The sequence below is a fragment of the Actinocorallia lasiicapitis genome (assembly GCF_054778695.1).
This window is the reverse complement of record NZ_BAAGZI010000027.1, coordinates 1-15,702: the sequence shown is the minus strand read 5'-3', so window position 1 is coordinate 15,702 and position 15,702 is coordinate 1. Positions and strand designations below refer to the sequence as shown.

Genomic DNA, 15,702 nt, shown 5'->3' with positions numbered 1-15,702 from the left:
TGCGGCGCGCGCCGTCAACCGCAGCCCCGGGGAGTCAGGGGAGCCCGTCGCCGCGGGCGATCGGGCCGATCGGCTCGTACTCGCCGGACATCAGCATCACCTCCTGGCACCTGCCGGTCGCTCCCTCCCCGGCGGCCTTGAGCGCTTCCGTGGCGGCGGCGATCGCCTGGCCGGGGTCGTCGGAGACGCCGATGGCCCCGCCGGTGACGTCCCAGGAGAACAGGTGGCGATCGCGCGGGCCGCCTCGGAGCGGTGACGGTTCGGGGAGCAGGCTGGCGAGGATCGTCGCAGGGTTGTGTTCGCGGCGGTCGGCGCCGATTGCGGTGGAGTTCTGCGCGTCCGCGTCCGCTTCCATGCGGATCTCCCGTCGCCCGGTGAGTTGTCGGTCACCTGACATTTGCGCGCCCGCGCCCCGGAGGGCTACGAATTTGCCAGCCTTTGCCGAGCATCGGCGATGACGGCATGAGCGGCGTCGCCGTACACGGCCATGCCGCGCAGCGTGGCGAACAGCTTCCCGAAGAACTCGAGCTCGTCGGGGCGGCGGGCCGACAGGCTGCCCGTCCAGTACGAGCTGCGGGCGAGCACGTCGTCGAACATCGCGAACCCCTCACCCATCCACGTCGTCCGGGGAACGCCCGCGGGGATGATCCCGAGGGAGACGTTCGGCAGGGTGGCCGCGAACCGAAGGAAATCGAGCTGCTCGTCCATGACATCGCGGTCGCCGAACACGCTGGTCAGCACGCACTCCTCCAGGATGACGGCGAACCGTTTCTGCCCGGCGAGGACGAGTTCCTGGCGGACGAGCCGTGCCTGGGCGCCGGCGTCGATGTCGTTGTCCAGGTCGTAGAGGTCGGCGCCGATGCGGAGGACTGCGCGTGCGTAGTGGAGGGTTTGGAAGAAGCCGGGGACGAGCTGTGATTCGTAGAGCCGGAACAGGTCGGTCGCCCGGTAGAGGGGGAGGCTGCGGGACTGGACGTGCACTGCGCCTTTGCGGAGGTCGTCGCGGTGTTCCCGCCAGAGCTGGTCGATCTCGCGGAGCGCGGCGATCAGTTCGGGGATGAAGCGGGCGACGCCGCAGGCCGTGCACCAAGCGCGGACGTCGTCCTCGGACGGGGCGCGCTGGCCTCGCTCGATGCGCGTGACTTTCGAGCTGGAGGAGAAGCCGCAGGCCCTGGCGAGCTGGACGCCGGTGAGGCTGGCGTCGCGCCGGAAGTCACGGAGCCGGATGCCGAACGCCTTGCGGGCCGCGGCTGCTTGGTCGGACACGGACTACAGAGACGGCCGGTAGGTGAGCTGGGGGACGGCGAGCGGCCACACGGTCTCGAACGCGTCCCGGCAGAGCGCGACGATCCGCGGGTCGTCGGTGAGCTGGATCTCTACGCGCTTGTCGTCGGCGCCGGAGAACACGGTGAACACCGCGGTCCCGTCGAGGAGCCAGAAGTCGTTTCCGGGCAGGGCGATCTCGGAGACGAGGCGGCGGGGGCAGATCCGGATGTCTTCGCCGACGGCGATCGACGGGTCGCCGACCTCCATCGCCCATGCCTGGTAGGGGCTGAGGGGTTCGGAGACGATGCGGATCCGCCGGTAGGTTTTGCCCGCTGCGACTCCGGCTTCGACCTCGTCACGCCAGCTCTTCGTCGCCGCGTAGAACGGGGCGCGGTCGCCGGCGTTCCAGGCGTCGATGAGTTCTTGGTCGCCGCCGTAGGTGTCCCGTGTTTCGAGGTGGAGGTGTTCAGAGGCCGCTTCGATGAGCCTCCGGCGGTCCTTCGGGGAGATCAATTCCATAGGTGTCCTTCACGTACTTCCGGACGAACGCGTGGATCAAGCTATCGGGGAGCTCAACGAACGTTTCGCCGGGCTTGTATCCCCGCATCTGTGCTCGGACTGCATCCCCGTAGCGTTCCATGCCCTGAGCGCCCCACCCGCGGTCGGTGCGGTAGAAGGCGGGGCAGTCGTCGTCGGCTTTGGAGTCGCTGTCCTTCAGGTAGAAGTCAAGCCGGAGATCGTCCCCGGGGCCCGGGATTTGCATGGATTTGCCACTCCAGATGTGGGGTGTGACCTACCGAGACCATCGCTCACGCTCCGAAGCGAGTCAAGGCCTGTGGTGTATGGATACCGGTTGGTTTCTGTTGCGGCCATGATCGGATGCGAGAGCTACTGCATTACCCGTCCCGTCTGCATCCGGCTGACAGCGCACCTCCTGGTTGAGTCCGGCACACATCGCCCTCCCCGCACTCGTCGCGCCCTCCGCCTCGCGGGCATTGCGCGCGATCAAGTCGGTGCCGCTCGGTCAGAGCAGCAATGACACTCTCGGTTCGACAGTTGCGGAAGTGCCACGAGGTGTCACACGGCAAGATCGATATAGTCAGCCAGCTCCCGCATATCCGACGTCAGAGTGCGCCGCTTGCTGATGAGTAGACCGAGTACATCGCGCGCGTACCGCTGGTTCGTGATCCATTCCGGGGCATCCTTCCGAATGCGCTGCAAGAGGTCGAATGCCTGCGGATACTGACGGAGCTGGACGCGGGCCTTCGCGACGTCGAGCAGGTGCCGGTTCCGGTTGTTCGACGTCGGCCGCAGATCCCCGATCGGAATGCGCTCCGCCATGCTGACCACCCGATCGGGACGATCTTCCACCATCGCGTTCTCGGCCCGTTTCATCGCTACCGTCATCGGCCCGAACGCCCGCAGGAAGTCCCCTGGCGGGGAGTACTCCCCTCCCATCGCGACGGCAGCCGTACGGGCGAGGCGGATAGCGTCCTCGGCATCTCCCGACTGAGCGTTCCGGACGGCTCCAGCACTCATCCGCACGAGTAGCCACCCCCACGCCGACAACTCCTCGATGGTCGCCCGCGAAAGGCGCGGCTCGACGTCATCCGCCCAACGCGCGGCGAGGTCAAGCGTCCCTCGCAAGTCCCCCTGCCGCATCAGCAGCCAGCACTGAGTATTGATGATCGCCGCACTGTCGAGCCGATCCATGGACTCGTCCAACGCTTGCCGCAACGCCACTTCAGCGGCATCGAACTGGCGGGTTTGAGTCAGCAACCATCCCGTGTGGTGCAGTAGCCGAGACCGGATCTGACGGCCGTCCGACCCCAATGCCGCTGCATCTCGCAACAGCGGCGGCAACGTGACCGAGAGATCGCCGTACTTGTCTCCCGAAAACGACGGCATGAGCGACGCCATCACTCTGGAGACGCCGGCCGCCGTCGGCTCCTCCTCGGGTTCCTCCACACGCAACCCGGACAGCGCATCACGCACTGCGGACCACAGATCCGTATGGTCGTCCGGCCCCACCCTGACAATCAAGTCGGAAGTGCGGACGCCAAGAGCCGACGCGAGCTTGCGCAGCGTCTCAAGCCGGGTATCGTCCCGCTCTCCCTGCTCGAGCTTGCGAATCAGTGAAACCGAGACCCCCGCCAGCGCCGCGAGATCACGCTGAGACAGCCCCCGCCGCTTCCGGACAGTTCTCAGCCTCTCACCAAGATTCGGCATGGTCTCAGGCTAAGCGCCCGACCTCCACATCAGCCAAGGTTTCCGCCCAGAGGATCTTGATCTCGTCGAGCAGCGTCCAGCTCAGTCGGTGGTGGCTAGGCCTATGGGGCAGGTGAGGCCGTTGGGGCCGATGTTGCAGTAGCCGTTGGGGTTTTTGGCGTCGGAGAGGTACTGCTGGTGGTAGTCCTCGGCGAAGAAGAAGTCGGGGGCCGGGGCGATCTCGGTGGTGATGTCGCGGCCGGCGGCGGCGTGGACGATCGGGGCGAAGGAGTCGCGGGACGCGGCGGCCGACTTCGCCTGGGCCTCGCCGTGGGTGTAGACGGCGCTGCGGTACTGGGTGCCGACGTCGTTGCCCTGACGGAAGCCCTGGGTCGGGTCGTGGTTCTCCCAGAACACCTTCAGGAGCTGCTCGTAGGAGGTCACCGCCGGATCAAAGACCACACGGACGACCTCGGTGTGGCCGGTGCGGCCCGAGCAGACCTCCTCATACGTCGGGTTGGGCGTGTAACCGCCCTGGTAGCCGACGGCCGTCGACAGGACGCCCGGCTGACGCCAGAAGATCCGTTCGGCGCCCCAGAAACAGCCCATCGCGAAGTCGGCGACCTCCGCACCGTCCGGATAGGGCGGAGCCAGCGGCCCGCCCAGGACGGTGTGGCGCGGAGCCACCTGGATCGGGGTCTCGCGCCCGGGAAGAGCCTTCTCCGGGGCGACCATCTCGGTCTTCCTGTCACCGAACATGCTTCCACCTTAACTCTGCCCTCGCGGGGACCGGTGAGTGCGTCATCACCCCGTAAGGACAGCACCGAGCATGGTTTTGTTCCTTACAAGTTGCTACTTTCGTCTCATGGAACAGCGCAGGGGATTTCTTTACGGACTCGCGGCTTACGGGCTGTGGGGTGCGTTCCCGCTGTACTTCCCGCTGCTGAAGCCGGCGGGCGCCGGCGAGATCCTCAGCCAGCGGATCCTCTGGACGGCGCTCACGGTCGGTCTCGGGCTCGTCGCGTTCAAGGGCTGGTCGTGGCTGCGGCAGATCAGCCGCCGCCAGGCCGGGATCCTGACGGTCGCCGCCCTGACGATCGCCGCCAACTGGGGCGTCTACATCTACGCCGTCAACAGCGGCCACACCATCGAGGCGGCCCTCGGCTACTTCATCAACCCGCTGGTCACCGTGGTGATGGGGGTGCTGATCCTGCGGGAGCGGCTGCGCCGGTGGCAGTGGGTCGCGCTGACCATCGGGGCGCTCGCGGTGATCGTCCTGGCGGTCGACTACGGGCGGCCGCCGTGGATCTCGCTGGTCCTGGCGCTGTCCTTCGGGACCTACGGGCTGATGAAGAAGTCGGCGTCGATGGGGTCGGCGGAGAGCATGGCGTTCGAGTCGGCCGTCCTGTTCGTGCCCGCGCTGGGCGCGACGGTCTGGATGCAGGCCCACGGCACCGCCGCGTTCGGCCACGAGGGCGTCCGGAACGTCGTGCTGATCGTCCTGCTGGGGGCCGTGACGGCCGTCCCGCTGATGTGCTTCAACGAGGCCGCCCGGCGGCTCCCCCTGTCGACGGTCGGGCTGATGCAGTACCTCGCGCCCGTCCTGCAGTTCCTGGTGGGCTGGGTCGTCCAGCACGAGGTGATGCCGGCGAGCCGCTGGTCGGGGTTCGCCCTGGTCTGGCTGGCGCTCTCCCTGCTCACCTGGGACGCCCTGCGCAACGCCCACCGCATCCGGGTCGAAGCGCAGCAGCCGCAACGAGAACCTGCGGCTGCCTGACCCGTACCCCTTGCCACAGCGGGTAGGGTTCGGCAGGCTTTCGGCAAACGTCCCGAAATTTCGGAGTCATTCCAGGTGAAGAAGGTCCTCGGCACGGTAGTGCCCCTCGTGCTGCTCCTCGGCATCGCCCCTGCCCCCGCCCACGCGGCCGTGCCGGCGCGCAAGGCCGTCCCGGCCGAGAAGATCGACACCAGAGGCACCCCGAGCAGCATCGAGCTGAAGATCAACGGGGTGTTCCAGCGGAAGTGGTGGTGGTGCAGCCCCACCACCGGCGCCCTGTCGCTCAGCACCATGGGCATCAAGGTCGACCAGAAGGTCCTCGCCAGGAAGATGAAGACCAGCGAGGCGATCGGCGGCACCTGGGACAGCTCGGCCGTCCGGGCGCTCAACCCGTACGCCGCCAAGAAGGGCTACCGGTACACGCTCAAGAGCGACGTCCACAAGCCGGCCCAGCTCGCCAAGCGCGTCGTCCACGACGTGGGCCGGCTCCGCAAGGCCGTCCCGCTGCAGGTGTACATGGCGCGGCTGCCCTGGTACAAGGGCCAGTTCAAGAAGGACGTCGGGCACATCATCCTGGCCTACGGCTACAACAAGAAGACCAGGACGATCCGGATCTGGGACCCGTACAACTACCTGGGCACCGGCGGCACCCACGACGTGCCCCTGGACGTCCTGGCCAAGGCCACCCAGTCCAACAGCAAGCAGCGCTACGCGGGGATCTACTACATCACCAAGCGCTGAGCGCGGGCCGGTTCAGCCCGTCCGGGGGCCGGCTCAGCCCGTCCGGGAGACGACGTAGTCGCAGAGCCCTTCCAGGGCCGTCCGGGCGGGCACGTCGGGCAGGGTGAGCAGTTCGGCGCGGGCGTCCTCGGCCCACTGCCGGGTGTCGGCGATCGCCCGGTCCATGGCCGGGTGGGCGCGGAGCGCGGCCAGGGCCTCGGCGTGCAGGTCGTCGTCGGCGATGGGGCCGCTCAGCAGCTCCTTGAGCCGTGCGTCGGCCGGGTCGGTCGAGGCCAGGACGTGCAGCATCGGCAGGGTCTTGATGCCTTCGCGCAGGTCGGTGCCCGGGGTCTTGCCCGACTGCTCCGACTCCGACGCGATGTCCAGGATGTCGTCGGAGAGCTGGAACGCCACCCCGATCTTCTCGCAGGCCGAGGTGACGGTGTCGACCACATGCGGGGCCGCCCCCGCCATCATCGCTCCGAACTGCCCGGACGTCGCGATCAGCGACCCGGTCTTGTCGGCCATGACCTGCAGGTAGTGCTTGAGCGGGTCGGCGTCCTCGCCGGGGCCGACGGTCTCCTGGATCTGGCCCCTGACGAGCCGCGCGAAGGTCCGCGCCTGGATCCGGACCGCCTCGGACCCCAGATCCGCGAGCAGATCCGAGGCCCGGGCGAACAGGTAGTCGCCGGTGAGGATGGCGATGGTGTTGGTCCACCGCGAGTTCGCGGAGACCTGGCCCCGCCGGAGCGGGGCCTCGTCCATGACGTCGTCGTGGTAGAGGGTCGCCAGATGGGTCAGTTCGACCACGACCGCCGACGGGACGACCCCGGCGGCGTCCGGGTCGCCGAACTCGGCGGCGAGCAGCACCAGCATGGGCCGGAACCGTTTGCCGCCGGCGACGACGAGATGCCGGGAAGCCTCGGTGAGCAGCGAGTCGTCGCTGTGCACCGTCTCCATGAGCAGGGATTCGACGGCATCGAGCCCCTCCTGCATACGCGCGGCGAGCGCGTCGTCCACTCGCAGACCGAACGGAACGGCAGCACTCACTTCGGCTGTCCCCCTCTAACGAACGAAAAGCTGACCGGCGGCCTGACCCGCAAGGTCGAGAAGCGGTTGCGGGAGTACACCAAGTATCACAGTAGCCGCTAGCCCCAGCGCCACCGCCGTCGCGGTGCCCGGCGCGACCACGACGGACGGCCCGTCGGGCTCGGGGTCACTGAAGAACATGACCACGATGACCCGAACGTAGAAGAACGCCGCGATTGCGGAGCTGACGACGCCGACCACGACCAGCGGGGCGGCACCGCCCGCGACGGCCGCCTCGAAGACCGCGAACTTCCCGGTGAACCCGCTGGTCAGCGGGATGCCGGCGAAAGCCAGCAGGAAGAACGCGAAGATCCCCGCGACGATCGGCGACCGCTTCCCGAGCCCGGCCCAGCGGGACAGGTGCCCCGCCTCGCCGCCCGAGTCCCGGACCATCGTGATGACGGCGAACGCGCCGACCGTGGTCGCCCCGTAGGCCGCCAGATAGAACAGGACGGCCGACAGACCGGTCTCCGACGTCGCGATCATGCCGGTGAGCAGGAAGCCCGCGTGGGCGATCGAGGAGTACGCCAGCAGCCGCTTGATGTCGGTCTGGGTGATGGCGACGATCGCGCCGAGCACCATCGTGATGATGGCCACACCCCACATGACGGGCCGCCAGTCCCAGCGCATCTGCTCGAACGACACGTAGAACACGCGGAGCAGCGCGCCCATCGCCGCGACCAGGGTCCCGGACGCCATGAGCGCCGTGACGGGGGTCGGCGCGCCCTGGTAGACGTCCGGCTTCCACGACTGGAACGGCACCGCGCCGATCTTGAACAGCAGCCCGACGGCCAGCAGCGCGACCCCGACGTACAGGAGCACGTCGTTGGCGTCTTGCGGCTGGACCTTGCTCGCCATGTCGGCGGGCACGACCGTCACCCCGGTCTGGATGACCTGGGAGATGTCGCCGAGCTTCACGCTGCCCGCGTACCCGTACAGCATCGCGACGCCGAACAGGAAGAACGCCGACGAGAACGCGCCGAGCAGGAAGTACTTGACGGCCGCCTCCTGCGAGAGCAGCCGGCGACGGCGCGCCAGCCCGCACAGCAGGTACAGCGGCAGCGACATGACTTCCAGCGCGACGAACATCGTCAGCAGGTCGTTCGAGGCGGGGAACATGAGCATCCCGCCGACCGCGAACATGACCAGCGGGAAGATCTCGGTGTGGATGCCGCCCGCGGTGAGCGACTCGGCCTCGGCCTCGGTGCCGGGCACCGCCGCGGCCTGTGCCGCGAAGGTGTCCTTCTGCCGGTCGGCGATGAGCAGCAGGCTCAGCAGCGACAGCACCAGGATGGTGCCCTGCAGGAAGAAGGTCGGCCCGTCCACGGCGATCGCCCCTTCGGCGGCCACGTGGAACGTCTTGTCGTTGACGGCCATGATGACCGTCCACACAAGTGCGGCGCCCAGGCCCGCGAACGCGAGCGGAACCTGGATCGGCAGCCGCCACTCCCGCGAGGCCAGCGCCTCGACGAGCACCCCGAGAATGGCTACCCCGAACACGATCAGCATCGGGGCGAGCTGGCCGTACTCCAGATGGGGGGCGGGGATGTCCCCGGAAGCCGTGATCATGGCTTCACTCCTTCGGCCACGGTGGGAGCCGGGTCACCCTGCGGTTCGACGATCGACAGGGTGTGCTCCACGGAAGGGTTGATCACATTGATGATCGGCCCGGGAAAGAAGCCGAGGACCACGATGATCGCGAGAATCGGCCCGATCGCGACGAGCTCGCGCTTGTTGAGATCGGGGAAGGACACCTTCGGCGGCCCGCCGGCGATCCGCTGGTAGGTCCAGAGGATGTAGACGGCCGCCAGGACGATCGCGACGGTCGCGATGATCGCCGGCGCTTCGTACCGCGAGAAAGTGCCGACCAGGACCAGGAACTCCGACACGAACGACGAGAGCCCCGGCAGCGCCAGACCGGACAGGCCGGCGATGAGGAACGTCCCGGCGAGCAGCGGCGCGACCTTCTGGACTCCGCCGTAGGCGTCGATCCTGGCCGAGCCGCGCCGCGAGATGAGGAACCCGGCGGCCAGGAACAGCGCCCCGGTCGAGAACCCGTGGTTCACCATGTACAGCGCCGCGCCGGACTGCGCCGACGTCGTCATCGCGAAGATGCCGAGCACGATGAAGCCGAAGTGCGACACCGACGTGTAGGCGATGAGGCGCTTCAGGTCGACCTGGCCGATCGCGAGGACCGCGCCGTAGACGATCGAGATCACCGCGAAGGTGATGACGACCGGCGTGGCCCACCGCGACGCGCCGGGGAACAGCTCCAGACAGAACCGGATCATGCCGTAGGTGCCGATCTTGTCGAGCACGCCGACGATCAGCACCAGCGCCCCGGCCGGGGCCTGGGCGGCGGTGTCCGGCAGCCACGTGTGGACCGGCACCATCGGCGCCTTGATCGCGAACGCGATGAAGAAGCCCATGAACAGCCACTTCGCCGTGTTCGGGTCGATGTTCGCGCCGATCAGGTCGTCCAGGAGGAACGAGTCCTTCCCTGCCGTGACGTACAGGCCGATGACGGCGGCCAGCATGAGCAGCCCGCCGAACAGCGAGTACAGCAGGAACTTGACGGCCGCGTACGACCGCTGCGGCCCGCCGAAGATCCCGACCAGGAAGTAGACCGGGATCAGGATCGCTTCGAAGAAGACGTAGAAGAGGAAGACGTCGGTGGCCGCGAAGACCCCGATCATCATCGACTCCATCACCAGGATCAGCGCGAAGTACACCTTGGCCGACCGGGCCGGCGGGGCCTCCTCGGAGGCGCCGCCGTAGCGTTCGGCGGGCGTCCAGGAGACCAGCAGGACCAGCGGCACCAGGATCACCGAGAGCAGGACGAGCGTCAGCGCGATGCCGTCGAGCCCGAGCGCCCAGCGCACCCCGAAGTCCTTGATCCACCAGTGGGACTCGGTGAACTGGTAGCGCGCGCCCCCGATCTCGAAGCGGGTCGCGAGGCCGATCGCCAGACCGGCCGTCACCACCGACACGCCCAGTGCGACGTACTTGGCCAGCTCCTCGTTCGCCTTCGGCAGCAGCGCGAGAACGAGCGCTCCGACGGCGGGAAGAGCGATGAGCAGAGTCAGCATCAGACCCTCACCACCAGCAGGACGGCGACGAGGATCCCGGCGCCTACGAACATGGAAAGGGCGTAGGACCGGACGTAGCCCGTCTGGAGACGGCGCACCCGCCCGGACGTGCCGCCGATGAGCGCGGCGAGCCCGTTGACGAGCCCGTCGATGCCCCGGTTGTCGAACCACACGGCGAGCCGGGTGATCCACTGGCCGGGACGCATGATGAGCGACTCGTTGATGGCGTCGCCGTACAGGTCCTTGCGGGCGAAGACCGTGAGGAAGGAGCCACGCGGCTCCTCCTTCGGCACCGGCCTGGCGCCGTACATGAACCAGGCGATCCCGACCCCGATGACGACCAGCACCAGCGTGACGATCCCGACGGGCGTGACCAGCGAGTGCGACTCGATCTCCTCGCGGGTCACGGGCTCCAGGAACTCCTGGAACCGGTGGCCCAGCATCAGGAAGCCGCCCAGGAAGGCGGACCCGACCGCGAGGATCATCAGCGGGATCGTCATGATCAGCGGGGACTCGTGCGGGTGGTCGTCGTCGTTCCAGCGCGCCTTGCCGAAGAAGGTCATGAAGACCAGCCGCGACATGTAGAACGCGGTGATGGCCGCGCCGACGACCGTGCAGACGCCGAGCACCGGGTTCTGGTGCCAGGCGGCCTCGATGATGCCGTCCTTGGTGAAGAACCCGGAGAACGGCGGCACCCCGATGATCGCGAGATAGCCCAGGAAGAACGTGCCGAACGTGATCAGCATGACGGTGCGGAGCGCGCCGTACCTGCGCATGTTCACATCGTCGTTCATCGCGTGCATGACCGAGCCGGCGCCGAGGAACATCCCGGCCTTGAAGAAGCCGTGCGCGATGAGGTGGGCGATGGCGAAGGCGTAGCCGACGGGGCCGAGGCCCGCGGCGAGCACCATGTAGCCGATCTGCGACATCGTCGAACCGGCGAGCGCCTTCTTGATGTCGTCCTTGGCGCAACCGATGATCGCACCGGCGAGCAGCGTGGCCGCGCCGACGATCGTGACGACGAGCTGCGCCGTCTCCGACATCTCGAAGATCGGCCCGGACCGGACGATCAGGTAGACGCCCGCGGTGACCATGGTCGCCGCGTGGATGAGCGCCGACACCGGGGTCGGGCCCTCCATGGCGTCCAGCAGCCAGGACTGCAGCGGGAGCTGCGCGGACTTGCCGCACGCGCCGAGCAGCAGCATCAGGCCGATGGCCGTCATGACGCCCTTGGAGCCCTGCTCGGAAAGGCCGAACACGCCCGCGTAGGAGATCGTGCCGAACGTCGCGAACATCAACATGATCGCGATGGAGAGCCCGAAGTCGCCGACGCGGTTGACGACGAACGCCTTCTTCGCGGCCGTCGCGGCGGCCGGCTTCTGCTGCCAGAACCCGATGAGCAGGTAGGACGCGAGACCCACGCCCTCCCAACCGACGTACAACCCGAGGTAGTTGTCGGCGAGCACCAGCAGGAGCATCGCGGCGACGAACAGGTTCAGATAGGCGAAGAAGCGACGACGGTTGGGGTCGTGCGCCATGTAGCCGATCGAATAGATGTGGATCAGCGTGCCGACGAAAGTGATCAGAAGGACGAAGCTGATCGACAACTGGTCGATCTGCAGACCCATGTCGACTTTGAACTTGCCGGTCACGAAGTATTCGTAAAGGTGCAGTTCACGGCCGCGCTCGTGCGCGGAGTAGCCCAGCATCTGGAAGAACATGACGAAACCGAGCACGGCCGACGACGCCGACAGCAGCGTGGCCAGATAGTGGCCCCACTTGTCGGTGACGCGTCCGGCGAGCAGCAGGAACGCCGCGCCCGCGAGGGGCAGGGCGATCAGCAGCCAGGCGACCGACTGGGCGCCTTCCGCTTTCAACAGGTGTTCCACTCCCGCCCCCTAGTACTTCAGCAGGTTCGCGTCGTCGACCGACGAGGACCTGCGGGATCGGAAGATGGTCATGATGATCGCGAGCCCGACCACGACCTCGGCGGCGGCGACGACCATCACGAAGAACGCGATGATCTGGCCGTCGAGGTTGCCGTGCTGCTTGGAGAAGCTGACGAAGGCGAGGTTGGTGGCGTTGAGCATCAGCTCCACGCACATGAACACCACGATCGCGTTGCGCCGGATGAGCACGCCCGCCGCCCCGATGGTGAACAGGATCGCCGAAAGGACCAGGTAGTGGGTCATCCGCCCTCCACCTCCTTCCGTGTTGCGATGACCGGGTTGAGGGAGAGTTCGGAGATGGAGCCGTCGGGCAGCAGCGCGGGCATGTCGACCGCGTTGTGCCGGGCGTAGGTGCCGGGGCCCGGCAGGTTGCCCGGGTGGGCGCCGGACTTGAAGCGTTCCTCCGAGAGCTGGCGCTGGGTCAGCTTCGGCGAGACGCGCTCCTTGTGCGCCAGGACCATCGCGCCGAGCGCCGCCGTGATGAGCAGCGCGCTGGTCACCTCGAACGCGAACACGTACTTGGTGAAGATCAGCCGGGCCAGGCCGAGGACGTTGCCCTGGGCGTTGGCGGCGGCGAGCCCGTTGTACTTGGCGAACGTCGCGCCGCCGAGCCCGAAGACCAGCAGGCCGCCGAAGCCGAGCGCGGCGACCGCCGCCCAGAACCGCTGGCCGCTGATGGTCTCCACGAGGGAGTCGGTGGACGCGACGCCCACCAGCATCAGCACGAACAGGAACAGCATCAGCACCGCGCCGGTGTACACGATGACCTGCACGAACGCCAGGAACGGGGCGTCCTGCACGGCGTAGAGCACGGCGAGGCTCAGCATGACGACCGCCAGCAGCAGCGCCGAGTACACGGCCTTCCGCTGGAAGATCATGGCGAGGGCGGAGACACAGGCGAGGGTGCCGAGGATCCAGAAGGCGACCATCAGTGCTCCTCCTTCCCTGCACCCTGATGCGAGCCGGACTCGGCCGCCGTGCCGGGCAGGCCCAGACGGTAGTAGTCCTCCTCGGTGTCGCCGAGGAGCATCGGGTGCGGCGGCTGCTCCATGCCTTCGCGGAGCGGGGCGAGCAGCATCTCCTTGGTGTAGATCAGCGATTCGCGGCTGTCGTCGGCCAGCTCGTACTCGTTGGTCATCGTGAGCGCCCGGGTCGGGCACGCCTCGATGCAGAGTCCGCACAGGATGCAGCGCAGATAGTTGATCTGGTAGACGCGGCCGAACCGCTCCCCGGGGGAGAACCGCTCGTCCTCGGTGTTGTCGCCCGCCTCGACGTAGATCGCGTCGGCGGGACAGGCCCAGGCGCACAGTTCGCACCCGATGCACTTCTCCAGTCCGTCGGGCCAGCGGTTGAGCTGGTGACGTCCGTGGAAGCGCGGGGCCGTCGGCTTCTTCACCTCCGGGTACTGGACCGTCTCCACCTTGGTGAACATCTGGTGGAAGGCGACCCCGAACCCCTTGACGGGGGCCGGAAGAAGATTGTCAAAGAGTCCCACTTTCCACCTCCTCCTTGTGGATCGCGGCGCGAGGCGAGGGGACGCCGGCTCCGTGGTAGTGCGGGGCGTCGAGCGGCGGCACGGGGAATCCGCCCGCGAACGGGTCCCGCTTGACGGCCGCCGCCGGGTCGAGGTCGGGGACGAGCTGCCCCTTGGGCTTCTTGGTCATGTCCCAGACGATCGAGCCGACCAGGACGAGGCCGATGAGCACGCCGGCGAGGATGCCGACGGACGCCATGTCGTGGCCCTCGTTGCGGAGCGCGCGGATGGTCGCGACCAGCAGGATCCAGCCGAGCGAAGCCGGCATGAGGACCTTCCAGCCGAGCTTCATCAGCTGGTCGTAGCGGACGCGCGGCAGCGAGGCCCGCAGCCAGACGAAGAAGAAGATGAACATCCAGAGCTTGGCGAGGAACCACAGGATCGGCCACCAGCCCTCGTTGGCGCCCGCCCAGACCGTCGAGATCGGGGCGGGGGCGCGCCAGCCGCCGAGGAACAGCGTGGTGGCGAGCGCGGAGAGCGTGGCGAGGTTGATGTACTCGGCGAGGAAGAACATCGCGAACTTCAGCGACGAGTACTCGGTGTGGAAGCCGCCGACGATCTCGCCTTCGCCCTCGGGGAGGTCGAAGGGGATGCGGTTGGACTCGCCCATCATCGTGATCACGTAGATGATGAAGGACGGCAGCAGCATGACCACGAACCAGCGGTCGGTCTGCGCCTCGACGATGCCGCTGGTGGACAGGGTCCCCGCGAACAGGAACACCGCCACGAACGACAGCCCCATCGCGATCTCGTACGAGATCACCTGGGCGCTGGAACGCAGCCCGCCCAGCAGCGAGTAAGGCGACATCGACGCCCAGCCCGCCAGCACGATCCCGTAGACGCCGATGGAGCTCATCGCGAGCACCAGCAGGACGGCGACCGGGAGGTCGGTGCCCTGCAGCGGGGTCTGGTGGCCGAACACCGAGACGGTGGGGCCGAACGGGATGATGATGAAGGAGATGAACGCGGGGATCGCGGAGATCACCGGAGCCGTCCAGAAGACGATCTTGTCGACGCCGGAGGGGACGATGTCCTCCTTCAGCGCCAGCTTCACGCCGTCGGCCAGACCCTGGAGCAGGCCGAACGGGCCGCACCGGTTGGGGCCGAGCCGCAACTGCATCCGGCCGATGACGCGCCGCTCCACCCACATGGACAGCAGCACCGTCACGACCAGGAAGACGAAGACGACCACGACCTTGCCCAGGACCAGCCACCACGGGTCCTGCCCGAAGCCGGGAAGTGTGGGGTCCATCAGCGCACACCTCCGCTCTTCGCCGTCGAATCGATCTTCACCAGGGAGCCGGTAGCGGCTCCGAGGTCACGCAGCAGGTTGATCCCCGAGGAGTTGGCGGGGAGCCAGATCACGCCGTCGGGGAGGTCGGCGGACTCGGCGGGGACGGTGATCGAGCCGCGGGCCGTCGAGACGGTCACCTCGCCGTCGATGCCGTTCTCCGCCGCGGTCTTGGCCGAGATCTTCGCGACGCAGGGACGGGCGGTGCCGTGCAGGTGCGGTTCGCCGTCCTGCATCCGGCCGTCGTCCAGGAGCAGCTTCCAGGTGGCCAGGACGGCTTCGCCGTCGCCGGGCGAGAAGCTGAACTCGGCGAGCTGGTGCGGGGCGGCGGGCCGGATCCCCCGGTAGGAGCCGAGCTCGGACAGCTCGCGGCGGACGGCGGCCGGGTCGGGTAGACCCAGGTGGACGTCCATCTCGTCGGCGATCGCGCCGAGCACCTTCAGGTCGGACATGAGGCCCGGCACCTTGAGCGCCGTCTCGAACGGACGGCCGCGGCCCTCCCAGTTCACGAACGTCCCCGACTTCTCGGTGACGGTCGCGACGGGCAGGACGACATCGGCGCGGTCGGTGATCGCGCTGACCCGCTGCTCCAGCGAGACGATGAACTGGGTTTCGGCCAGTGCCGCCGCCGCGGCCTGCGGGTCGGCCAGGTCGTACAGGTCGACCCCGCCGATGACCAGCGCCTCGATCTCCCCGGTCGCCGCGGCGGCCAGGACGGAGTCGGTGTCGCGGCCCGGTTCGGCCGGCAGCGCGCCGACACCCCAGACGCGGGCGACCTC

The 15,702-nt window shown here is 67.9% G+C and carries 17 protein-coding genes; 2 read left to right on the top strand and 15 right to left on the bottom strand.

Translation table 11 applies throughout. The features are described 5' to 3' along the window. Window positions 1-34: 34 nt before the first annotated feature. The 6 genes from ACYVE7_RS05670 to msrA all read right to left on the bottom strand — a co-directional run bounded on the left by ACYVE7_RS05670 (window position 35) and on the right by msrA (window position 4,233). Entirely contained in the window at window positions 35-355 is a 321-nt protein-coding gene (locus tag ACYVE7_RS05670; protein ID WP_460363467.1) for a hypothetical protein, read from the bottom strand. A 65-nt stretch (window positions 356-420) separates the two neighbouring features. Further along, on the bottom strand, window positions 421-1,266 hold the full coding sequence (locus ACYVE7_RS05665) for a helix-turn-helix domain-containing protein (RefSeq protein ID WP_460363466.1): 846 nt from the start codon (window positions 1,264-1,266) through the stop codon (window positions 421-423). Between the two features lie 3 nt (window positions 1,267-1,269). Beyond that, window positions 1,270-1,785 carry a DUF6879 family protein gene (locus ACYVE7_RS05660; protein ID WP_460363465.1) on the bottom strand — a complete coding sequence of 172 codons (516 nt, stop codon included), beginning with the start codon at window positions 1,783-1,785 and terminating at the stop codon, window positions 1,270-1,272. Then, window positions 1,733-2,029, bottom strand: coding sequence for a hypothetical protein (locus ACYVE7_RS05655; RefSeq protein ID WP_460363464.1), 297 nt, complete (start codon window positions 2,027-2,029; stop codon window positions 1,733-1,735). The genes ACYVE7_RS05660 and ACYVE7_RS05655 overlap by 53 nt, the downstream gene beginning before the upstream one ends. Before the next feature lie 314 nt (window positions 2,030-2,343). Then, entirely contained in the window at window positions 2,344-3,495 is a 1,152-nt protein-coding gene (locus ACYVE7_RS05650) for a helix-turn-helix domain-containing protein (protein ID WP_460363463.1), read from the bottom strand. An 81-nt stretch (window positions 3,496-3,576) separates the two neighbouring features. Beyond that, a complete protein-coding gene (gene msrA / locus ACYVE7_RS05645; RefSeq protein WP_460363462.1) occupies window positions 3,577-4,233 on the bottom strand; it encodes a peptide-methionine (S)-S-oxide reductase MsrA in 657 nt (218 codons plus the stop codon). Window positions 4,234-4,339: 106 nt separating this feature from the next. Here msrA and rarD point away from each other — a divergent pair, with 106 nt between their 5' ends. Then, entirely contained in the window at window positions 4,340-5,251 is a 912-nt protein-coding gene (gene rarD, locus ACYVE7_RS05640; protein WP_460363461.1) for an EamA family transporter RarD, read from the top strand. Between the two features lie 75 nt (window positions 5,252-5,326). Beyond that, a complete protein-coding gene (locus tag ACYVE7_RS05635; RefSeq protein ID WP_460363460.1) occupies window positions 5,327-5,992 on the top strand; it encodes a C39 family peptidase in 666 nt (221 codons plus the stop codon). Between the two features lie 33 nt (window positions 5,993-6,025). On the opposite strand, the gene ACYVE7_RS05630 is transcribed toward ACYVE7_RS05635, so the two are convergent. The 9 genes from ACYVE7_RS05630 to ACYVE7_RS05590 all read right to left on the bottom strand — a co-directional run. Continuing rightward, window positions 6,026-7,021 (bottom strand): polyprenyl synthetase family protein, encoded by a 996-nt coding sequence (locus tag ACYVE7_RS05630; RefSeq protein ID WP_460363459.1) that lies wholly within the window; start codon window positions 7,019-7,021, stop codon window positions 6,026-6,028. 15 nt (window positions 7,022-7,036) lie between these two features. After that, window positions 7,037-8,629 (bottom strand): NADH-quinone oxidoreductase subunit NuoN, encoded by a 1,593-nt coding sequence (gene nuoN / locus ACYVE7_RS05625; protein WP_460363458.1) that lies wholly within the window; start codon window positions 8,627-8,629, stop codon window positions 7,037-7,039. Further along, complete coding sequence (locus ACYVE7_RS05620) at window positions 8,626-10,149, bottom strand: NADH-quinone oxidoreductase subunit M (protein WP_460363457.1); 1,524 nt, start codon at window positions 10,147-10,149, stop codon at window positions 8,626-8,628. The genes nuoN and ACYVE7_RS05620 overlap by 4 nt, the downstream gene beginning before the upstream one ends. Further along, complete coding sequence (gene nuoL / locus ACYVE7_RS05615) at window positions 10,149-12,038, bottom strand: NADH-quinone oxidoreductase subunit L (protein WP_460363456.1); 1,890 nt, start codon at window positions 12,036-12,038, stop codon at window positions 10,149-10,151. Before nuoL ends, ACYVE7_RS05620 begins: the two co-directional genes overlap by 1 nt. Window positions 12,039-12,047: 9 nt before the next feature. Continuing rightward, on the bottom strand, window positions 12,048-12,341 hold the full coding sequence (gene nuoK / locus ACYVE7_RS05610) for an NADH-quinone oxidoreductase subunit NuoK (protein ID WP_460363455.1): 294 nt from the start codon (window positions 12,339-12,341) through the stop codon (window positions 12,048-12,050). Continuing rightward, window positions 12,338-13,027 carry an NADH-quinone oxidoreductase subunit J gene (locus tag ACYVE7_RS05605; protein ID WP_460363454.1) on the bottom strand — a complete coding sequence of 230 codons (690 nt, stop codon included), beginning with the start codon at window positions 13,025-13,027 and terminating at the stop codon, window positions 12,338-12,340. The genes nuoK and ACYVE7_RS05605 overlap by 4 nt, the downstream gene beginning before the upstream one ends. Further along, window positions 13,027-13,593: an NADH-quinone oxidoreductase subunit NuoI gene (nuoI, locus tag ACYVE7_RS05600; RefSeq protein ID WP_460363453.1), complete on the bottom strand. Its 567-nt coding sequence runs from the start codon at window positions 13,591-13,593 to the stop codon at window positions 13,027-13,029. The genes ACYVE7_RS05605 and nuoI overlap by 1 nt, the downstream gene beginning before the upstream one ends. Next, window positions 13,580-14,884 carry an NADH-quinone oxidoreductase subunit NuoH gene (nuoH, locus tag ACYVE7_RS05595; RefSeq protein WP_460363452.1) on the bottom strand — a complete coding sequence of 435 codons (1,305 nt, stop codon included), beginning with the start codon at window positions 14,882-14,884 and terminating at the stop codon, window positions 13,580-13,582. The genes nuoI and nuoH overlap by 14 nt, the downstream gene beginning before the upstream one ends. Beyond that, window positions 14,884-15,702: molybdopterin-dependent oxidoreductase (locus tag ACYVE7_RS05590; RefSeq protein ID WP_460363451.1), on the bottom strand; the 819-nt coding region annotated here is incomplete at its 5' end. The genes nuoH and ACYVE7_RS05590, both read right to left, overlap by 1 nt.